The following is an 18998-nucleotide window of genomic DNA, read 5'->3' as shown; positions in this document are numbered from 1 at the left end:
ACGCACGTTTTTCTGTCGCGACGGCCGGCCCGCACGCACGTGCGGCCGGCCGTTTTCATTGGCCGATGCGTATTCGCCGCATCGGCGCCATTCCCGGATTTCTCTGTAACAAATTCTTACTTTACGTTGTGGTCGGGCGCTTCTAATATGCGCCGGTATTTGCTCATATTTTTAAAAAATACATGCGACTAATATATTTCTGATTCGTTAAATAATCCTTTCAAAATCATTTTTGGTTTTCGAAAAAATCGAATGGAATTGCCGGTCGATGATTATTCGAAAATCGAGTGAGGATTGTTTTCTTCGAAAAAATAATGCGTGCGGCAACCTGGCTGCGCGCAGGGGCGGTCTTGTCTACTCGGAGCGCAGGGGGCGTCCCGCGCGATCGGCATTTCGATCGCCGATTTTATTCTGGAATTGATTCCAGTGCGTCAAGCCGGAAATTCGAGCGGGTAAATAATGCCATGCAGCTAATGCTGCGCATGGCGAAAATGCTCGGAGTGCGCGTCGCATAACGGTCGCATTCCTAGTGCGGGGCGTCGATGAAATCATCCGTTTCAATCGGCGGAATTTATCGTTCTATTCGAGAGGGCAATAATGAAGATACAGAAGTCCTTGAAAGACGGTTTCGCGCTCAGGTTGGGCAGGGCGGCACGGCCGGTCGTCGCCGCCGCCCTTGCCGCACTGCTCGTCGCCGCTTGCGGCGGCGATGACGGCGGTGGCGGCAGCCCGTCGCTCGCGGCCGCGAACGTCGCGAACACGGCGACATCCGCGAACGCCACGACCGCCACCGACGCGACGAGCAACGCCGCGCTACCGCCAGATCAGCCGTACCTCGACAACGACGTCTACGGCACCGGCCCGAACGACGCGGTGACGGATGCGACGGAAGGCGCATCGGTCGTGCACCGGCAGGTGAAGATCGGCGACCAGATTCTCACCTACACGGCGACGGCCGGCCACCTCGTGACGATCGACCCGATCACGTCGAAGCCGAATGCGAAGATGTTCTACGTCGCGTACACGCTCGACAATCCCGATCCGAAGAAGCCGCGCCCCGTCACGTTCTTCTACAACGGCGGCCCGGGCTCGTCGTCGGTCTACCTGCTGCTCGGATCGTTCGGGCCGAAGCGCCTGCAGTCGTCGTTCCCGAACTTCACGCCGCCCGCGCCGTATCGGCTGCGCGACAACCCGGAGAGCCTCCTCGACCGCTCGGACCTCGTGTTCATCAACCCGGTCGGCACCGGCTATTCGGCCGCGATCGCACCGGCGAAGAACAAGGACTTCTGGGGCGTCGACCAGGACGCGCACTCGATCGACCGCTTCATCCAGCGCTACCTGACGAAGTACGCGCGCTGGAACTCGCCGAAGTTCCTGTTCGGCGAGTCGTACGGCACTGTCCGCAGCGCAGTGACGTCGTGGGTGCTGCATGAGGACGGCATCGAGCTCAACGGGGTCACGCTGCAGTCGTCGATCCTCGACTATGCGAACGCGGTGAGCGCGATCGGCATCTTCCCGACGCTCGCGGCCGATGCGTTCTACTGGAACAAGACGACCGTCAGCCCGAAACCGACCGATCTCGACGCGTACATGGTGCAGGCGCGCAGCTACGCGGACAACGTGCTCACGCCGCTCGCGCAGGCGCCGAATCCGCAGGACGGCGGCTTCGTCAACGTGCGGCTGAACCTGAACCTCGCGGCCGCGCAGCAGATGGGCGCGTACATCGGCACCGATCCCGTCTCGCTGATCCAGACGTTCGGCAATCCGGCCGCGCTCGGCAACGTGCCGTCGTCGGACGACAACCCGCCGTACACGTTCTTCCTGACGCTCGTACCGGGCATCCAGATCGGCCAGTACGACGGACGCGCGAACTACACGGGCAAGGGCATCGCGCCGTACATCCTGCCGAACTCGGGCAGCAACGATCCGTCGATCAGCAACATCGGCGGCGCGTACACGGTGCTGTGGAACGACTACATCAACAACGACCTGAAGTACGTGTCGACGTCGTCGTTCGTCGATCTGAACGACCAGGTGTTCAACAACTGGGACTTCAGCCACACGGATCCGACGGGCGCGAATCGCGGCGGCGGCAATACGCTGTACACGGCGGGCGACCTCGCGGCGACGATGAGCCTGAACCCGGACCTCAAGGTGCTGTCGGCGAACGGCTACTTCGACGCGGTGACGCCGTTCCACCAGACCGAGCTCACGCTGCAGCAGATGCCGCTCGATCCGTCGCTCAAGGCGGCGAACCTGACCGTGAAGAACTATCCGTCCGGCCACATGATCTATCTGAACGATCATTCGCGGATCGCGATGAAGTCGGATCTCGCCACGTTCTACGACGGCATCCTCGCGGATCGCACGGCGCTGCGACGCGTGCTGCTGCGTCAGCAGAAGGCGCTGCAGATGAAGCAGCAGCAACAGCAGGGGCAGTAATGCGGGGCTAGCCGTTCCCGGCCGGGCCGCCCGCCATCGTCGCTCGGCGGCGGCGGGCCCGGGTGTCGTGAACGGTGGCTTCGCGGCGATCTTCGCCTCGCGGGAGCAATGCGCTCGCGAGGCGTTTTTTTAGGGCGGTCGCCCGGCGGGTGGAGGGCCGCGTCGGAGCGTGGCGGGGACGAGGGAGAATGCGGCGCGCGAAACGCGCGTTCGACGCGCGCGATGCGATCAGGACAGCACGAGCTTCGCGCCGACCGCGACGAGCGTCGTCGCGAGAATCCGGCGCAGCAGCCCTTCGGGCGCGCGCGTCGACAGATGGCTGCCAGCGACGATGCCGGGCACCGAGCCGATCAGCAGCGACACCAGTATCGACCAGTCGACCGAACCGAGCATCCAGTGTCCGACGCCCGCGACGAGCGTGAGCGGAACCGCATGAGCGATGTCGGAGCCGACGATGCGGGTCGTCGAGAGCGTCGGGTACAGCAGCAGCAGGACCGTCACGCCGATCGCGCCCGCGCCGACCGATGTCAGCGACACGAGCACGCCGAGCACGGCGCCCGTGAGCACGGTCGCGGCGAGCGTGCGCGTCGGGCTCGGCGGGAGCGCGCGCGTGCGCCGCGCGGCGAACGCGGCGAGCTGCGGGCGGAACAGCAGCGACAGCGACGTGAGCAGCAGCGCGGCGCCGAGCACGAACTGGATCATCCGGCTCGTTTCCTGCGAGTGCATGCCGTGCGAATGCAGGAACCACAGCGTGACTGCGGCGGCGGGCACGCTGCCTGCCGCCAGGCGCCCGGTGATCCGCCATTCGACCGTACCCTTGAGTCCGTGCACGAACGTGCCGGTCGCCTTCGTGAGCGCCGCGTACAGCAGATCGGTGCCGACCGCGGTCGCCGGATGGACGTTGAACAGGAGGACGAGGATCGGCGTCATCAGCGAGCCGCCGCCTACGCCCGTCAAGCCGACGAGAAAACCGACGAAGAGGCCGGACAGGGAATACAGCGGATCGATATGAAGCAACGGCATCGGCGGAGGGTGTTAGGCGTTTGAAAGTAACGGCGCGAAGTAAGTTTGCTATTGTCGCAAAACTCGCGGATCGATGCGGAAAAGCACAAAAGGACCGGGAAGGATTCGAAGCGGGGCGTCGGGCAACCGAGAGCGGCTGCAACGGCCAAGCGCGCGATGCGCGAACGGGTGGGAAGAGGGGCGGCGGACGCGCGCCGCCGCCGGGTGATGCGGCCGGCGCCGGATCGTGAGCCGCGAGCGACGCGACGGTATTGCGCGGTTGCTCGCGGTCGCCGGCGAACGTGCGCGGCGCAACGCGCGGCTGCGCGGGCTGTCGAGAACGACGTGCGCCGGCGGTGCCGGTCGCGCGTCTGCGCCGCTCAATGCACAGCGCCCCGCGGTTCGGCTCCGGCGTTTGGCTGCGCACGGATGCGCAGCGCGACGCCGAAGCCCGCGGCCGCCGCGGCGAACACCGCGCCGCATGCGAACGCGACGTGATAGCCGCCGTTGAGCGCGATCGGCAGCGGCGCGTGCGCGGCGACGAGCGTGCCGGTGCGTGCGGATGCAAGGCTTGCGAGCACCGCGAGGCCGAGCGCGCCGCCCATCATGAACGACGTATTGACGATGCCCGACGCGAGCCCCGAATCGCTCGGCGCGACGTCGCTCATCGCGGCGAGCAGCATCGGATTGAACGCGACGCCCGCACCGACGCCCAACAGCGCCATGCCGGGCAGCACGTGTGCGACGAAGCCGCCGCCGGCGGGCGCGCGCGCGAAGAGCGCGAGGCCGAGCGCGGCGACGAGGAGCCCGGCGGCGATCGGGCCGCGGATGCCGAAGCGCATCACGATCTTTGCGGACAGGCCAAGCGAGAACGCGGCCATGATGAGGTTCGCGGGCAGGAACGCGAGGCCGACCTCGAGCGGTCCGTAGCCGAGCACGCGCTGCATGTAGAGCGCGGACAGGAAGAACCACGCGAACATCGCGGCCGCCCACAGCACGCCGATCGCGTTCGCGACCGCGACATTGCGCTTCGCGACGAGCGCAAGCGGCATCAATGGATGCGCGACGCGCGCCTCGATTGCGACGAACGCCGCGAAGAGCGCGGCCGCGCCGCCAAGGAGCGCGATCGTCTGCGTCGACAGCCAGCCGGCCTCGTTGCCGTTGACGACGCCGTAGACGGCAAGCATCAGCGAAGCCGTGACGGTGGCGGCGCCGGCGACGTCGAGCCGCGCGACGGCCGCCTGCGCGCGCACCTTCGGCAGCAGCGCGGCGGACAGCGCATGGACGGCGACGCCGATCGGCAGATTGACGAGGAAGATCCAGTGCCAGCCGAGCGTGCTCGTGAGGAAGCCGCCGAGCAGCACGCCGAGGCTGCCGCCGCCCGCGCAGACGAAGCCGTAGACGCCCATCGCCTTCGCGCGTTCGCCCGGCTCGGTGAAGAGATTCATGATGAGCGACAGCGCGACGGCCGACACGACCGCGCCGCCGAGTCCCTGCACCGCGCGCGCGGCGATCAGCACGACCTGCGTCTGCGCGAGCCCGCACGCGAGCGACGCGAGCGTGAAGAGCGTCAAGCCGGCGAGGAACATCCGGCGATGGCCGTACAGGTCGCCGAGCCGGCCGCCCAACAGCAGGCAGCCGCCGAACGTCAGCATGTAGGCGTTCACGATCCAGACGAGCGCGGTTTCGGAGAAGTGCAGGTCCGCGCCGATCGACGGCAGCGCGACGTTGACGATCGTCGAGTCGAGCACGATCATCAGCACGCCCAGGCAGAGAACGACGAGCGCATACCAGCGCTTCGGGCCGTGCAGGCCATGAGTCATGGGCGATGCCTCCGAAGGGTGGGAGGCAGCATTGTAAGCGCGCTGTGAGGCGTCTTCCTGCCGGTTGCTGACAGGCGGCTTCTCGTTCACGTGCGGGCCGCGGCGGCTCGCGCGGCCCGCACGCGGATGCTTACCGGCGGAACGTATCGACGGCCGTGCGGCCGACTGCGGGATCGTCGGTGAAGAAGCCGTCAATGCCCGCGCGCAGGTACGCCTGGATCTCGCGCACCGAACCCGCCGTGTTGCGCGCGCTCGGCGCGCCGCCGTCTTTCAGCGATGCCGGCAGGAAGTTGTTCTCTGGCCGGAACGTGTACGGATGCACGAGCAGCCCCGCTTCGTGCGCATGGCGCACGTATTGAGTCGGCTGCTGCAGCGCGCCGTCGCTGCCGACCGGAATGATCGACGTCTTGTACGGCCCGACCGCGTTCGCATATGCCGCGATCTGGCGCATGCCGCGCTGCGTCGACAGGTCGCCGTACGTGCGCGTGTCGCCCGCCTTCACGAAGTCGTACGGACGCTGCTTCGGCTCGTCCATCAGTTGGACGAGCTTCCAATTCGGCTGGCTCGATCCGATCCGGTTGCGGATCGCCTTCAGGTTCGCGACTTCGAACGACTGGATGTAGATGGTCGCGTCGCGCGCGGTATATGCGTCCTTGCGCAGCGCGTCGACGAGGCGGTCCTCGAGCGGCAGGCCGATCGACTGGAAGTAGGTCGGATGCTTCGTCTCCGGATAGATGTGGATCGTGCGGCCGACCTGCGTGGACATCTGCTTCGCGAGCGCGACGATCTCGTCGAACGTCGGGATCTCGAACTGATCGTCGTACGCGGTGTTCGCCGAACGGTACTGCGGGATGCGCTCGCGCGCGCGCAGCGTCTTCAGCTCGACGAGCGTAAAGTCCTCGGTGAACCAGCCGGTGAGCTGAGCGCCGTCGATCGTCTTCGTCGTCTTGCGGCTTGCGAACTGCGGCAGCGCCGACACGTTCGTCGTGCCCGAGATCTCGTTCTCGTGGCGCGCGACGAGCACGCCGTCGCGCGTCGACACGAGGTCGGGCTCGATCACGTCCGCGCCGTCCTCGATCGCCTTCCGGTACGACGCGAGCGTGTGTTCGGGACGCAGCGCGCTCGCGCCGCGATGGCCGACCACCTGCACCTTCGCCGAGATCGGCGGCGTGTAGTCGGGGTCGTCGTCGCCGCAGGCGGCAAGCGCGAGCGCCGCGGCGCTCGCGAATGCGACGAGGGGGAAAGCGAACGAGCGCTTGAAGGACATGTCGTCGATCCTGTGAAACGAAACCAAGCCAAGGGAAAGGGATGTGTCGGCGGCGGGCGGTTCGCGCCCGCGCGCCCGAGCAGGTGACGCGCGCCGCGCGGCGGATGCCGGCCGGGATGCGATCGTCGCAGCGAATAATTGCATATGTATTACTTGTTGCTGTCTATTTTTGTACGTCGCGCGGTGGCGACACTGTCGGGTGCCGCACGCTCGTCGCCGGTCATGCAGGCGGAAGGCGCGGCTGCCCGACGTCATGAAGAAATCGCCGAGGCGGGCGCATGCGTGGAGAACCCAAGGCGCGGCGTCCCGATGTCCGCGACGATGCGCGAAGAGACGCGACGCGTCGATCGCTCGCTCGACCCCGCGTCAACGCTCGACGATCGCGACGACGCCGAGCGCGACGAAGAGCGCGCCTGCGAGATAGCGCCCGACGGTCATCGCCGCGCCACCCGGCGCCGCGTTCTTGCGTAGCGGATGCGCGAGCGCGATGCAGGTCAGGTCGGCGAGCGAGAACAGCAGGTTTGCGCATGCGCCGAGCAGGAAGAGCTGCCAGCCGACGTCGAGCGATGCGGACGGATCGACGAACTGCAGCAGGAACGACAGATAGAACAGCGCCGACTTCGGGTTCGACGCCTCGATGAGCGCGCTCGACGAGATCACGTTCTTCGGCACGGCGGACGGTGCGTGGTCTTCGCCGGGCCGCGTGCGGATGCGCTGGATGCCGAGCCAGATCAGGTACGCGCCGCCCGCGACGCGCAGCGCGTGATAGAGCCACGGCGACGTACCGAGCACGACGACCGCGCCGATCGCCACGGCGCAGATCTGGAAGAACGCGCCGAGATGGATGCCGAGCGCCGACAGCACGCCCGCGCGTCGGCCGTGCTGCAGCGTCAGCGAGACCGTTTGCAACAGCGCCGGGCCCGGGATGAAGCCGAAGCCGAGGCAGGTGACGATGAAGGCGAGAGTGGGGCTGACCGTCATGGAATGTCGCTCGTCGTGGGAACGCCAGATCGGCTCGTCGGCGATGCGTCCAAGGGCGAATCGGGCGGCGCGCGTTTCGATGGCGTTGCGCCGACGTCGCGCGCATTTCGGCATGCGGCATGCGCAGCATGTGGCTCAATCTGCAGACGAAACGGCCGAAACGGCGAGCTTAAGGCACGGCGGAGCCGCTGGGCAAGCGAAAGATAGCGGCCGAGCGCCGGCATGCGGGGGCCGGCGCGGTATGCGCGGCCCGTGCGCCGAAGAGACGGCGCGCGCCGAGGCTCAGACCTGCTTGTAGAAGAACGTCGTCGCGCACGGCGCGCCGTCCGGCATCAGCGCGTACTGCGGGACGACGCCGACGCGCTGCCATCCCGCGCGCCGGTAAAGCCGTTCCGCGTCGCTGCCCGTCACGGTGTCGAGCACGAGGACGGTCTTGCCGGCTGCGCGTGCGACATCGTCGAGCGCGGCGAGCAAGCGCTGCGCGACACCGCGTCGCCGCGCATCGCGATGCACGAGCATCTTCGCGACGTCCGCGCGATGTGGCTGGTTTTCCGGCAAGCGCGTGATCATCTGCACGGTGCCGACGATGCGGCCGTCGGCGTCTTCGGCGACGAGCAGCGTGCGATCGCCGCACGCAACGCCGTCGGCGACGTCGCGCCAGAACGCGCGCGCCTTGTCTCGCGCGAGCGGCGCCATGAAGCTCACCGACGCGCCGCCTTCGACGCAATCGATCAGCACGTCGGACAGCGCGTCGACGCATGCGATCGCTTCATTCGGCCCGACGCACCGCACGTCGATCGAGTCGTTCATTCGATTCTCCCCGTGCGAATCGCGGGCGCCGCGGCGAGCGCGACGACGTAGCGCGCGGCCCTGCGGCCCGGATTGAAGAAGACGGTCGGACGATCGAGACGCATCGCGAGACAGTCGCCGGCGGTGATGCGCCACGTGTCGTCGCCGTTCGTGATGTCCATTTCTCCTTCGAGCATCCAGACTTGCTGATGAAAGTCCGCGTGGCGCTCGCCGGTGTCGTACGCGACGCGCCCGCCGGGCGGGAACTTCACCTCGACGAGTTGCAGCGGCGACGGCGCCGCGGGCGACAGGCTGCGGCGCACGTAGCCCGACGCCGGATCCTTCCAGACCGGCTGTTCGGTGGCGCGGGACAGCGGCGACGCCGCCTGCGCAGCGCGATCGTCCTCGAACAGCGACGCGAGCGACACGCCGAGCGCGTTGGCGAGCCGCTCGAGCACGACGGCCGTCGGGCTGCTCTGCGCGCGTTCGATGAGCGAGATGTTCGAGCGGCTGACCTTGCTGCGCTCGGCGAGCGCGTCGAGCGAATAGCCGCGCAGATCGCGGAGTGCGCGCACGCGGCGCGCGATCAGTTGATTGACGTCCATGCGATCCAGTATATTGGAATAAAATCCAGAATACTAGATTTGCATCCGAGCGATGCACGGTGTGTACGCGATGGCGGCGCGCTCGACGGCTTGGGTGCGCGCCTTGCCCGTCCAATGCGATCCGCCGGCACGACGAAGCGCCGCTCCGGCGCGGCGGCGAACCGGAGCGGCGCATTTGCCGCACTGCGTTACTTCACGTCTTCGATGCGGATCGTTCCCTTCAGGTGCTGGAACTCGCCGTTGCGATGCGCGATGTTCGTATGGACGACGCCGTTCTCGAAATCCTCGACGTGCACGACGTTGTCGCCGCTCTTCGGCTCGTGCCAATAGACCATGAACACCTGCGGCCGGATCTGCGTCGCCTTGTATTCGACGGTATCGGTCGAGCCTTGGTACTGGCCGGACGTGCCGGTGAACGTCATCGTGTGGTCGTCCTTGAAGTCGAGGCGAAAGCCGATGTCGCCAAACTGCACGAGCGCCTTCTTGCCCGCGGCCGGAAATGCGGACGCCGTGCCGACGACGGGCCACTGCATCTCGCCCTTGATGACCTTCGCACTCATCTCGAGCGACGACGCGTCGGCGAGGTTCGGATAACGCGCCTTCATCGCGGCGATCAGTTCTGCGGAATTTCTCGCTTTCGCAGCTTCCGTTTCGAACGCGACCAGGTAGTCGCGCGTGAACTTCACCGATGCGGGCGTGTATGGCTCGCTGCCGTCCGGATTCGCGAGGTAGTGGCCGGGCACGATGAGCTTCGGATGAAGCGCTGCGATCCGGTCGAGTGTCTTGATCCAGTTGCGGCGCGATTCCGGCGTCTGCGTATCGGCGATCCACACATGGATGTTCGCTGCGACCGGAATGCCGCCGACGATCGCGTGCGCGGACGGGATCGACACGAACGTGCGATCGGGCGATGGACCGTCGAGGCCGACGATGCGCAGCTCGTGGCCGTCGAGCGTCAGCTTGTCGCCTTTGAGCGGCTGCGGCACGACGAGCGAACGCGGCGCATTGTCCTTCAGGATCGGCCCCCAGTACGCGAGCTTGTCGTCCTTGTTCGCCTGGATCGCGGCGACCGTTTGCGGCGTCGCGACGATCTTCGCGTCCGGGAAGGCAGCCTTGATCGTGTCGAGTCCGAAGTAATAGTCCGGATCGCTGTGGCTCACGTAGACGAGCTTGAGCGGCTTGCCGGTCGCCTTGATCTTGTTGACGAGCGCCTCGGCGTCGTTGCGCTGGAACTGTGCGTCGATGAGGATCGTGCCGGTCTTGCCGGTGACGATCTCGGACGAGACCGGAAAAAGGCTCTTTTCGCCGGGGTTGTAGACATCGATCTGAAGCGGCGCGCCGGCGCCTGCGGCATGAGCGAGGCTCGCACCGAACATCGAGGCGGCTGCGGCAGCGAGCGCCACGAGAGAGCGTAAGGACATGAAGGATTCCCTGAGAGTCTTGGTGTTGTGAATGCGACGCCAGAGCAAGCGATGCGGCGTCGCCGAGGCAGGACGGTATCGTCGGATCGGTATCTGGATGAGTCACCTCGCTTGGAAAGTTAGCAAAACGAATCGATGGATCGACGCGCGGCCGGCGATGTTGCCGGTTTCCTCGAAGCATGGATGTCGCGAGTCGACGCGCATGGCGACATGGAAATGGACCGCCGTGCAAACGGTGCTAGTATCTGTAATACAGGTAGTTACCAGAAGAAACTATAGACTGGATGGCAACGATGGGGAAGAACGCACCAAAAGGTGAGCAGATTACCGAGAGGAAACCTTCGCTTCTCGACGCGCCACGCAAAGGCAACGTGTATGCGTCGGAATGTCCGACGCGGCTCGTGCTCGATCGCATCGCGGACAAATGGACCGTCCTGATCCTGGCGCTGCTGTCACATCAGCCGCTGCGTTTCAATACGCTGCTGCGGCATGTCGAGGGCCTGTCGCAGAAAGTGTTGTCGCAAACGCTCAAGCGGCTCGAGCGGGACGGGCTCGTTGCGCGCACCGTCTACGCGACAGTGCCGGTGTCGGTCGAATATGCGCTCACGCCGCTCGGCCATACGCTCGCGCGTTCGATCTCGCCGATCATCGTGTGGGCGGAAACGCACTTCGATGCCGTGCTCGATGCGCGGACGGCTTATGACGCCCGGCAGGGCAACGTGAGCGCCTGAACGATCGCGAGCGCTCAATCGGGCGAAATCGGCATCGCGCAATATCGAGAAAATAAATGCCGGCGCGATGTGATTTTTATTCTCGACTGATGCTTTTTCAAGCGAATCGAATCATTGCCATTGTTTCCTCTGCCGTGTGAAACGAGCGAAAAGCAAGGAAAGGGTTGCTTTGGTGCGCCGCGTCATTCATCATGCTTGAGAGAAAGCGACGCGAAAGCTGTTCGATCGGAATTTGACATTGCCTGGTATGACGTTTGAAACAACGTCGGGAGCACTGAACGGTCGAGGTTTGATCGGGCTCGGATGTTTGGAATCATGTATCGGTTTACATACCCCATTCATCGGATCATAGTCATGGCAAATAAAGCAGCATGATAACTACGAGCGTACTTACGGAGACCGAAGATGATACGCACATACGAGGGGTCAGCGGAGCAGCCGTTTTTTCAAATTCCCGTACGGGCAGTCGTCACGCGCATTGCTTTCCTGCGCAATCGCATCGCTAATTAGCCGTCGATTTTCATTCAATTTCCGCTTGAGGGCGCCGCATTATCATGCCGCGCCGCGAATCGGCGCGCGCATTGAATCCTGCGAGCCAAATGCGCATTGACCGCATGCTCGCGGCCAAGCGCCCAGAATCGCCGCGTCGCCTGTCGGCGACGCCGAGATACCAACCAGCCGGCGAGCGATGAAGCCACGTCGGACGAGACCGGGTTGGACCAAAAAAGGAGGGGTGATGTTTTGTATTCCTAATCTTCGTGCGACCGTGCTGTCGTGTGTGGTCGTTGCGATGCCGTTCTTTGCCGGCTGCGGAGGCGGGGACGATCCCGGCCCGATTCAGGTCGGGCAATGCTCGGGCAGCTCGTGTCCGCCGAGCGGACCGAGCACGACGCCGCCCACGGTGACGAAGCTGTGCCCCGATGCCCTCGATTACTCGACGACGTACACGGGCGGGTCGGGCAGCGGCGAATACGTGAAGGTCAAGTTCGACACGACGAAGAAGACCTATCAGATGCAATTCATCGCGTCGTCGGTGCCGACGTCCGCGGGGCAGATCAACAACACGCGCACCGGCCTCACGATCAACGGCACATTCCACAACGCGACTGGTCTGCCCACCGCCGAGCAGAACCGTTGCGCGTTCGTGCTGGACAACGGCGCGACGAGCGATGGTGCGTACTCGGTGACGATCAATCAAGCCGATCCGCCGATGCTGTTCGTCGGCATGGGCGTTGTGGGCGGCGGGATTCCCGGTGCGACGATCGCGTTCTCCGGCCTGGAACTGTTTCCGGGCTTGACGATCGGCAAGGTGCCGTCGCGCGCCTTCGATTTCTATCCGTTCATCGGCTTTACGGACACCGAAACGGACTTCGCGAAAGTGGCCGGTGTCTACAACGAGGTCGGCGTGCACCTGCAGCCGACGGGCACGTCGTTCCAGATGGCCGCGCCGCAAGGCTGGCAGCCGGATGTCGTGAACTGGACACAGACGCTCAATGCGGACGGTTCGTGCACGATCACGCCGGGCAGCGACTACTCGTGCCGCACGACCGGCACGCCCTGGACGCTGCGGACGAACGCGGACGGCACGCCCGACAACGTGTTCGTGAGTCACCCGCAACCGAGTCAGCCGTATCCGTCCGCGGGGCAGGGGCAGCCGCTCGTGATCCTGACGCCGAGCCAGGCGCAAGGCGTGATGATCGTCGGCAAGCTCAACGGCCAACTCGTGCCCGTCGTCATTCGCGTCGGCTACGCGAACGTCGACGCGAGTAATCCGCTCGGATCGGTAGCGGATGCGGAGATCGGCATCTCGGTGCTCGCGCCCGTTACGGCGATAGCCGCGAACTCGCTGCAAGGCGGTTACATCGGCGCGACGAGCGCGGTCGCGTGCGGCGTCGTGAGCTTCGGCGGCAATTCGAACGCACCCGCCAACAGCGGCTCGGCATTCGACAACACGGTGCCTCATCCGGAACTGCCCGGCACGTATCACGACGGGTTCTTCTACCCGTCCGCCGGCAACTGCACGGACGGCTCGGCCGTGTCGACGCTCGCGGCGAACTATACGTCGACGCTGTTCCAGGGCGCGACCGCGGCGTTCCTGGATCCGATGACGTCGTCAGTGAGCTCGCAGTTCTCGCTCGACTACACGCAGACGACGCCCGGCAAGATCAAGGTGACGGCGACGCGCGACTTCAATGCGCAAGGCAGCGCGGGTACGGTCGCGATCTTCAGGAAAGGCGACTCCGGCTGGCTCATCAAGGTCGGCAACGTGTACGGGATGGTCGTCAACAACAGTCAGTACAACCCGTTCTTCACGGTCGGCGCGTTCGTTCAGTAACAGATGACATCGCGGCGGCGCACAGCGCGCCGCCGCAGACTTCAAGATATCGAGGATTCCTATGCATTGGAGAAAATCGCTGGCCGTCGCCGTATTGGCTTCCGCCCTGACCGCCTGCGGCGGCGGTGACGATCCGCCGCCCGCGCCCGTCGTCCGGCTCTGTCCGAAGACCATCGATTACAACACCGTGTTTACGGGCGGCTCCGGCTCCGGTGAGCTCGTTCGTGTGCAACTCGACACGACGAAGATGACGTTTCAGATCACGTATCTCGCGTCGCCGGTGCCGGCGGCGGCGGGCACCGTGCAGCCGACGCGCGATACGCCGCCCAACAACGTCGTGACCGGGACGCTGACGGACGAGACAGGTCTTCCGACCGAGAAGCTCAACCAGTGCACGTTCCGGCTGAACGACGCGAGCCTCGATCCGAACCGTCCGGCGCGCGTGTTTCTCGGCGAGGGCGTGCTGGGCGGCGCGATTCCCGGCGCGACGATCGAGTTCGACGGCGTGATCGGCGTCGGCCGGATTCCGAAGACGACTTTCCCGTACTATCCGTTCATCAGCTTCTCCGATCAGGAGACCGATCTTTCGAAGATCGCGGGCAACTACAACCAGCTCGGCTATCACCAGGTGCCGTCGCAGAATTTCATGCAAGCGGCGATCGACGCGAAGGTCACGATCAATGCGGACGGTACGTACGTCGAGACCGACAACTTCGGCAAGAAGAACGGCGGGCAGCCGCTCGCGTCGAGCGCGACCGTCAATCAGAAGCTGACGCTGCGCGCCGATGCACCGGTGTTCGAGTCGCTCAACTATCAGCCGCAGATCCCGGCGACGCTGGCGTCGCTCGATCCGACGAAGGCGGGCAAGGGCATCCTGATCGTCGGCAAGCTGCGCAACCAGCTGGTGCCCATCTTCATTCGCACCGGCGCGGCGAATTCCGATCTGACGCAAGGCGCGCCCGTTGCGGACGACGAATCCGGGATCTCGATGCTGAGTCCGCAGCAGGCGATCGCCTTGGGTTCGCAGGACGGCGAATACACGGGCGTCGACAGCCTGTTCGATTATCGCGCGACCGCACTCGTCGGCACGCAGGCGACGCTGCTCGATCCGTTCCATGCGTCGCAGGTCGCGCTCACGCGCGCGCTCAATCTCGACTACACGCAGGCCGTGCCGGGCGTCGTCACGACGGTCCAGACGAATGCGGCGTCAGGGCCGCCCACCGGCAAGTTCATTTTCACGGGCGGCGTATTCGGTTTCCTCGACATGAGCGACGTCAACAACCCGTACTTCACGGTGGGCGCGTTCGTGCAGTGAGCGTCGCGCGAAACAGGAGACATACGGCGACGCGTGGCCCGCGGGCCCGCGTCGCCCGATCGGAGTATCAGGAGACTTCATGAAGAAGCTGATTGCAGCGTGCGTCGTTGCAGGTGCATCGACGGGCGCTTTCGCGCAGCAGGCGGGCGACACGGTCGCGACGCTCGGCTGGCTCCACGTGATGCCGCAGGACTCGAGCAACGGCCTTACCACCAACGTCGTCAATTCGCCGATCAACGGCCCGCTGCGGCTGCCCGGCTCGTTCACGTCGCCGGGCACGAGCCTGACGGTCAACAACGCGGACACGGTGGGCCTCACGTTCACGTACTTCTTCACCGACCACATCGCGGTGACGTCCGTGCTCGGGATTCCGCCGGAGTTCGCGCTGACGGGCCACGGCGTCATCAAGCCGCCTGGTCCGTCGGGCTCGCTCGGCAGCGTCGATCTCGGCAATCCGGCGAATCAGCCTGCCGTGAAAAACGCGCGGCAGTGGAGTCCGACGATCATCCTGAACTACTACTTCAATTCGCCGACGGCGAAGTTCCGGCCGTTCGTCGGCATCGGCGTCGCATATAGCTGGTTTTCTAACATCGAGCTCAACGGCAATTTCGCAAAGGACGTCAACGACAACCTCGGCAGCGTGCTCGCAGCGGGCGCCGGCAAGCCGGGGCCGACGTCGGTCGAGGGGAAGGCGTCGTCGTCGTTCACGCCGGTCTACAACATCGGTGCGAGCTATGCGTTCGCCAAGCGCTGGGCGCTGACGGCGACGCTGTCGTACATGCCGCTCAAGACGTACTCGTCGCTCGTCATCAAGGCTGCCGACGGCACGACGCTCGCGACGACGCGCACGAAGCTGAAGGCCGATCCGCTCATCACGTTCGTCGGGATCTCTTACAAGTTCTGAGCCACGGGCGCGCGGCGTCGGCGCCCGGGCTTCCTGTGACCGAGCGGGCGAGATCGATCGGCTGCGACGTCACGTTACCGGCGGCAAGCCGCCATTCGTCAAGTGAGGCAGACTCATGCGTAACCGTAAATTTGTTCCGTTCATTGTCGCGTTGGCATTCGCAGCGGCAGCAGCTACGCCAGCGCTCGCCGTCACCATAACCCGCGTCGACGGCCAGCCGATGAATCCGAACGGCGAGCCGTTCTCGGCGACGTCGTCTCCCAACGAGACCCTGCTGTCGAAAGGATCGATCACCGCGAACTGCGTCGCGACGTTCAACGGCACGATCACGTCGGCGGGTGTCGTCAACATCACGTCGACGATGTTTACCGGCAGCAACAGCCTGTGCGGCCTCATCAAGGGCAGCGCGAGCGGCCTGAATCCGTGGACCGGCCAGGCCGACAGCGCGACTCAGTTGACGATCAACAACGCGCAGGTCAACGTGACGCTGCTCGGCCAGTGTGGTCCGAGCAAGGTGGTGACGTCGTGGAACGACGCGAATTCGTCGATTACCTTCAGCAACGCCGTGCTGGCGCCGGACTGCAAGGTGACGGGGACGGTCGTGACGTCGCCGAAGTTCCGCGTCCAGTAATTTGCGTTCGTCACGGTTTTGCCGTGCGGCGGCTCGTCGATCATGAGCCGCTGCGCGTGTATAGCGTGAACGCGGCCGCCAGGAGCCGCCGCGTTCGCAAGACGACGAACGACAGGAAGTTCGCCTGACGTCAGGGCAGCCGCGCATGCCATTGTGCCGGGATGCGCGGCCCGGCGAGCATTGCGATCGCGCTGAGGGGCAAGCGCGTGGGGCCGCGGTGCGCGCTGTGCGATGCGTGCGAAGGTTGCGCGCAGGCGCGCGAGACGAGCGCGAAGGCAGGGCGGCCATCGTGCAAACGTTTCGGAGCCCGATCGACAGCGGGGCGAACATGGGCCGGTCGTCGTCAAAAATAAAAGGGGCGACGCGTTCGCGCATCGGTGCGCCGCGCGGAGTCGGGCCTTCGACGCATGGGCGAGGGCGGCTCGCGTGCGACGTGCAGCGACAGTTGCCGTCGCCCAACTGCGGACACGATCCGCATCGCTATTTCTCGGATGGCCCATGCCTGACAATCATAATCATCGTGTCGACGCCCAAGGCCCGTCGCTCGGCAGCTTGCGCACGGCAGCATGGCTTCGGCATCTCCTCGATCACGCGGAGCGTCTTGTGTCCGCGGCGGCGGCAAGCCGCGAAGCGCACATCGCGACCGCCGCGTACACCTCGCTCGCGCGATCGAATGCAAGCGCCCGGCGCGGCCCGACGGCGGACGCCGATCTCCTGAGCGAACTGCTCGTGGCGCTGCAAGGCGACGGCGCATCCGCCGACACGGCGCGCGCCGCCACATACGGCGCGTTTGCGCATACGCCGACGAAACGGCTGCTCGCGATCGTCGATCGTTATCTACCCGGTTCGAAAGCCGTGTTCGATGGAGCGTACGGCGTTGGGAACGCATGCGGCTTCGACGATCCGGAAGTCGGCTGGGCCGCGCTCGAATCGATCGAGCTCGGCATCGGGCACGCGCTCGCAGCGGACAGCGGCGTCGCGGAAGACGCGATGCGCGGTTTGGTTCGCTTCGACGGACCGGCGGCGGGCCGCGTCATCGATCGGGCGATCGGATGCGTGTGGCGGGCGGACGAAAAGCATATCGACGCCATGGCCGCGCTCGCGGCGTTTTCGGCGACGCTCGCGACGAATGCGCCGATCACGCTCGCCGCATACGGCGGCGAGCACAACGGCATCGCGGCCGCGATTCGGCATGAGCGTCGGGATCTCGCATCTGCGGAAGGGCTGTGCGCCGCGCTCGCCGTCTGCCGGCTCGATCGGCTGTCAGGCGCCGGAAGCTTCTGGCCGTATTACCTGCTCGCGGGTGTGATGATCGCGGCGCCCGACGTCGTGGCCGCGATGGCCGGGCGCTTTCATGGAGGCGCGTTGAATGCATGGCTCGACATGATCCTTGCATCGCCCGCGCGCACCGAGATCGGCGGCGCCGGCGAGGCCGTGTTGGGACGGCTGGCCGCGTCGATGAGCTTCACGTCGCGGCGCAATCCGATCGTTCACACGAAGCGCAGGTCGATGCGTTGAGCGCCGGGCCGGCTCGGCAGCCGGCTCGCGCCGATCGGCTCAGATCGACAGGCAGATCTTGCCGAAGTGCTTGGCCGCAGTCTGATGGCGGAACGCGTCTGCGATCTCGTCGAGCGCGAACGTGCGATCGATCACCGGCTTGATGCCGGTCGAATCGATCGCGCGCACCATGTCGATCTGGTGCCGGCGGCTGCCGACGATGAGGCCTTGCAGATTCTGTTGGCGCGTCATCAGCGTGACGGTCGGCACCGGCCCGGCGATGCCCGTCAGCACGCCGATCAGCGCAATATGGCCGCCGATCCGGCACGCCTGAATCGATTGCGGCAATGTATCGGGGCCGCCCACTTCGATCACGTGATCGACGCCGCGTCCGTTCGTCTGCTCGAGGACCTTCGCGGCCCAATTCGCGTCGCGGCGATAGTTGACGACGTGGTCGGCGCCGAGCGCGCGAGCGCGTTCCAGCTTCTCGTCCGACGACGACGTGACGATCACGGCCGCGCCCATTCGTTTTGCGAACTGCAGCGCGAAGATCGACACGCCGCCCGTGCCGAGCACGAGCACGCTGTCGCCGGCCTTGAGATTGCCGTCGACGACGAGCGCGCGCCACGCGGTGAGGCCGGCCGTCGTCAGCGTCGCGGCTTCCGCATGCGTGTAGCCCTTCGGCGCGTGCGTGAACCAATGCGCGGGCCGCACGACCGATTCGCGCGCGTAGCCGTCGACGCCGTCGCCTGGCACCGTCGCGAAGTCCGCGGCGGTCGGGCCGCCGTCGAGCCATTGCGGGAAGAAGGTCGACACGACCGCGTCGCCGACCGCGTATTCCGTGACGCCTTTGCCGATCGCTTCGACGACGCCCGCGCCGTCCGACATCGGAATGCGTTTGTCGGCGGCGCCCATCCTGCCCGTGACGACGCCGAGATCGTGATAGTTGAGCGAGCTTGCATGAACGCGTACGCGGATCTCGCCCGCGGCGGGTGCGCCGGGATCGGCGAGCGTCACGCGTTCGAGCTGTTCGAGGCCTGCGGGCTGGCGAAGCATGATGGCTTTCATTGATTCGACTCCTGTAAATGGCGAGCGCACGAAGCGCGGCGCGCGATCGATGCGTTCGAGAGTGGCCGATCAAGGACCGGCGCGCGTTGCGTCGTTGCGCGTGTCGCACGCGAGCGCACGTGGATCGCGCTGAGCGAAGCTGGCCCGCGTCCGGCCGACGAGCAGACGGCGGATGGACGAATTGTCC

General features: G+C 65.6%; 15 protein-coding genes. 7 read left to right on the top strand and 8 right to left on the bottom strand.

The window, feature by feature from the left end:
- The first annotated feature begins 597 nt into the window (after nucleotides 1-597).
- Complete coding sequence (locus WS70_RS15025; protein ID WP_059597628.1) at nucleotides 598-2442, top strand: S10 family peptidase; 1845 nt, start codon at nucleotides 598-600, stop codon at nucleotides 2440-2442.
- A gap of 228 nt (nucleotides 2443-2670) precedes the next feature.
- Here WS70_RS15025 and WS70_RS15020 read toward each other — a convergent pair whose 3' ends face one another.
- The 7 genes from WS70_RS15020 to WS70_RS14985 all read right to left on the bottom strand — a co-directional run bounded on the left by WS70_RS15020 (nucleotide 2671) and on the right by WS70_RS14985 (nucleotide 10330).
- Nucleotides 2671-3465 (bottom strand): sulfite exporter TauE/SafE family protein, encoded by a 795-nt coding sequence (locus WS70_RS15020; protein ID WP_059470399.1) that lies wholly within the window; start codon nucleotides 3463-3465, stop codon nucleotides 2671-2673.
- A gap of 359 nt (nucleotides 3466-3824) precedes the next feature.
- Nucleotides 3825-5267 carry a DHA2 family efflux MFS transporter permease subunit gene (locus WS70_RS15010; protein ID WP_059470398.1) on the bottom strand — a complete coding sequence of 481 codons (1443 nt, stop codon included), beginning with the start codon at nucleotides 5265-5267 and terminating at the stop codon, nucleotides 3825-3827.
- 130 nt (nucleotides 5268-5397) lie between these two features.
- Nucleotides 5398-6534, bottom strand: coding sequence for a glycerophosphodiester phosphodiesterase (locus tag WS70_RS15005; RefSeq protein ID WP_059470397.1), 1137 nt, complete (start codon nucleotides 6532-6534; stop codon nucleotides 5398-5400).
- A 366-nt stretch (nucleotides 6535-6900) separates the two neighbouring features.
- Nucleotides 6901-7515: a LysE family translocator gene (locus tag WS70_RS15000; protein ID WP_059470455.1), complete on the bottom strand. Its 615-nt coding sequence runs from the start codon at nucleotides 7513-7515 to the stop codon at nucleotides 6901-6903.
- A 282-nt stretch (nucleotides 7516-7797) separates the two neighbouring features.
- Complete coding sequence (locus WS70_RS14995) at nucleotides 7798-8325, bottom strand: GNAT family N-acetyltransferase (RefSeq protein WP_059470396.1); 528 nt, start codon at nucleotides 8323-8325, stop codon at nucleotides 7798-7800.
- Nucleotides 8322-8909 carry a helix-turn-helix domain-containing protein gene (locus WS70_RS14990; protein ID WP_059470395.1) on the bottom strand — a complete coding sequence of 196 codons (588 nt, stop codon included), beginning with the start codon at nucleotides 8907-8909 and terminating at the stop codon, nucleotides 8322-8324. The genes WS70_RS14995 and WS70_RS14990 overlap by 4 nt, the downstream gene beginning before the upstream one ends.
- Nucleotides 8910-9097: 188 nt before the next feature.
- Nucleotides 9098-10330, bottom strand: a complete 1233-nt coding sequence (locus WS70_RS14985; RefSeq protein ID WP_082716053.1) for a MoaF-related domain-containing protein — start codon at nucleotides 10328-10330, stop codon at nucleotides 9098-9100.
- Nucleotides 10331-10614: 284 nt separating this feature from the next.
- Here WS70_RS14985 and WS70_RS14980 point away from each other — a divergent pair, with 284 nt between their 5' ends.
- The 6 genes from WS70_RS14980 (at nucleotide 10615) to WS70_RS14950 (ending at nucleotide 17764) form a co-directional block, all read left to right on the top strand.
- Nucleotides 10615-11061 carry a winged helix-turn-helix transcriptional regulator gene (locus WS70_RS14980; RefSeq protein WP_082716052.1) on the top strand — a complete coding sequence of 149 codons (447 nt, stop codon included), beginning with the start codon at nucleotides 10615-10617 and terminating at the stop codon, nucleotides 11059-11061.
- 736 nt (nucleotides 11062-11797) lie between these two features.
- A complete protein-coding gene (locus WS70_RS14975) occupies nucleotides 11798-13396 on the top strand; it encodes a DUF2957 domain-containing protein (RefSeq protein ID WP_059470392.1) in 1599 nt (532 codons plus the stop codon).
- 61 nt (nucleotides 13397-13457) lie between these two features.
- On the top strand, nucleotides 13458-14711 hold the full coding sequence (locus tag WS70_RS14970; RefSeq protein WP_059597627.1) for a DUF2957 domain-containing protein: 1254 nt from the start codon (nucleotides 13458-13460) through the stop codon (nucleotides 14709-14711).
- Between the two features lie 79 nt (nucleotides 14712-14790).
- Nucleotides 14791-15615 (top strand): OmpW/AlkL family protein, encoded by an 825-nt coding sequence (locus WS70_RS14965; protein WP_059470390.1) that lies wholly within the window; start codon nucleotides 14791-14793, stop codon nucleotides 15613-15615.
- Between the two features lie 115 nt (nucleotides 15616-15730).
- Nucleotides 15731-16246: a hypothetical protein gene (locus WS70_RS14960; protein ID WP_059597626.1), complete on the top strand. Its 516-nt coding sequence runs from the start codon at nucleotides 15731-15733 to the stop codon at nucleotides 16244-16246.
- 498 nt (nucleotides 16247-16744) lie between these two features.
- Nucleotides 16745-17764, top strand: a complete 1020-nt coding sequence (locus tag WS70_RS14950) for a hypothetical protein (protein WP_059597625.1) — start codon at nucleotides 16745-16747, stop codon at nucleotides 17762-17764.
- Between the two features lie 39 nt (nucleotides 17765-17803).
- Here the strand turns inward: WS70_RS14950 and WS70_RS14945 are convergent, their stop codons facing one another.
- Complete coding sequence (locus WS70_RS14945) at nucleotides 17804-18811, bottom strand: zinc-dependent alcohol dehydrogenase family protein (protein WP_059597624.1); 1008 nt, start codon at nucleotides 18809-18811, stop codon at nucleotides 17804-17806.
- Between the last annotated feature and the right edge of the window lie 187 nt (nucleotides 18812-18998).

Origin of the sequence: Burkholderia mayonis (assembly GCF_001523745.2) — a bacterium.
GTDB classification, from domain to species: Bacteria; Pseudomonadota; Gammaproteobacteria; order Burkholderiales; family Burkholderiaceae; genus Burkholderia; species Burkholderia mayonis.
Note: the sequence above shows the minus strand (reverse complement) of the source record. Positions and strands in the feature narration are given on the sequence as shown.

What these genes read in the sequence shown, in the direction of transcription:
- WS70_RS14975 (WP_059470392.1), top strand. Translation starts at nt 11,798, where the DNA reads ATGTTTTGTATTCCTAATCTTCGTGCGACCGTGCTGTCGTGTGTGGTC.
- WS70_RS14950 (WP_059597625.1), top strand. Translation starts at nt 16,745, where the DNA reads ATGCCTGACAATCATAATCATCGTGTCGACGCCCAAGGCCCGTCGCTC.
- WS70_RS14980 (WP_082716052.1), top strand. Translation starts at nt 10,615, where the DNA reads ATGGCAACGATGGGGAAGAACGCACCAAAAGGTGAGCAGATTACCGAG.
- WS70_RS14985 (WP_082716053.1), bottom strand. Translation starts at nt 10,330, where the DNA reads ATGTCCTTACGCTCTCTCGTGGCGCTCGCTGCCGCAGCCGCCTCGATG.
- WS70_RS15010 (WP_059470398.1), bottom strand. Translation starts at nt 5,267, where the DNA reads ATGACTCATGGCCTGCACGGCCCGAAGCGCTGGTATGCGCTCGTCGTT.
- WS70_RS15005 (WP_059470397.1), bottom strand. Translation starts at nt 6,534, where the DNA reads ATGTCCTTCAAGCGCTCGTTCGCTTTCCCCCTCGTCGCATTCGCGAGC.
- WS70_RS14970 (WP_059597627.1), top strand. Translation starts at nt 13,458, where the DNA reads ATGCATTGGAGAAAATCGCTGGCCGTCGCCGTATTGGCTTCCGCCCTG.
- WS70_RS15025 (WP_059597628.1), top strand. Translation starts at nt 598, where the DNA reads ATGAAGATACAGAAGTCCTTGAAAGACGGTTTCGCGCTCAGGTTGGGC.
- WS70_RS15000 (WP_059470455.1), bottom strand. Translation starts at nt 7,515, where the DNA reads ATGACGGTCAGCCCCACTCTCGCCTTCATCGTCACCTGCCTCGGCTTC.
- WS70_RS14960 (WP_059597626.1), top strand. Translation starts at nt 15,731, where the DNA reads ATGCGTAACCGTAAATTTGTTCCGTTCATTGTCGCGTTGGCATTCGCA.
- WS70_RS14945 (WP_059597624.1), bottom strand. Translation starts at nt 18,811, where the DNA reads ATGAAAGCCATCATGCTTCGCCAGCCCGCAGGCCTCGAACAGCTCGAA.
- WS70_RS14965 (WP_059470390.1), top strand. Translation starts at nt 14,791, where the DNA reads ATGAAGAAGCTGATTGCAGCGTGCGTCGTTGCAGGTGCATCGACGGGC.
- WS70_RS14995 (WP_059470396.1), bottom strand. Translation starts at nt 8,325, where the DNA reads ATGAACGACTCGATCGACGTGCGGTGCGTCGGGCCGAATGAAGCGATC.
- WS70_RS15020 (WP_059470399.1), bottom strand. Translation starts at nt 3,465, where the DNA reads ATGCCGTTGCTTCATATCGATCCGCTGTATTCCCTGTCCGGCCTCTTC.
- WS70_RS14990 (WP_059470395.1), bottom strand. Translation starts at nt 8,909, where the DNA reads ATGGACGTCAATCAACTGATCGCGCGCCGCGTGCGCGCACTCCGCGAT.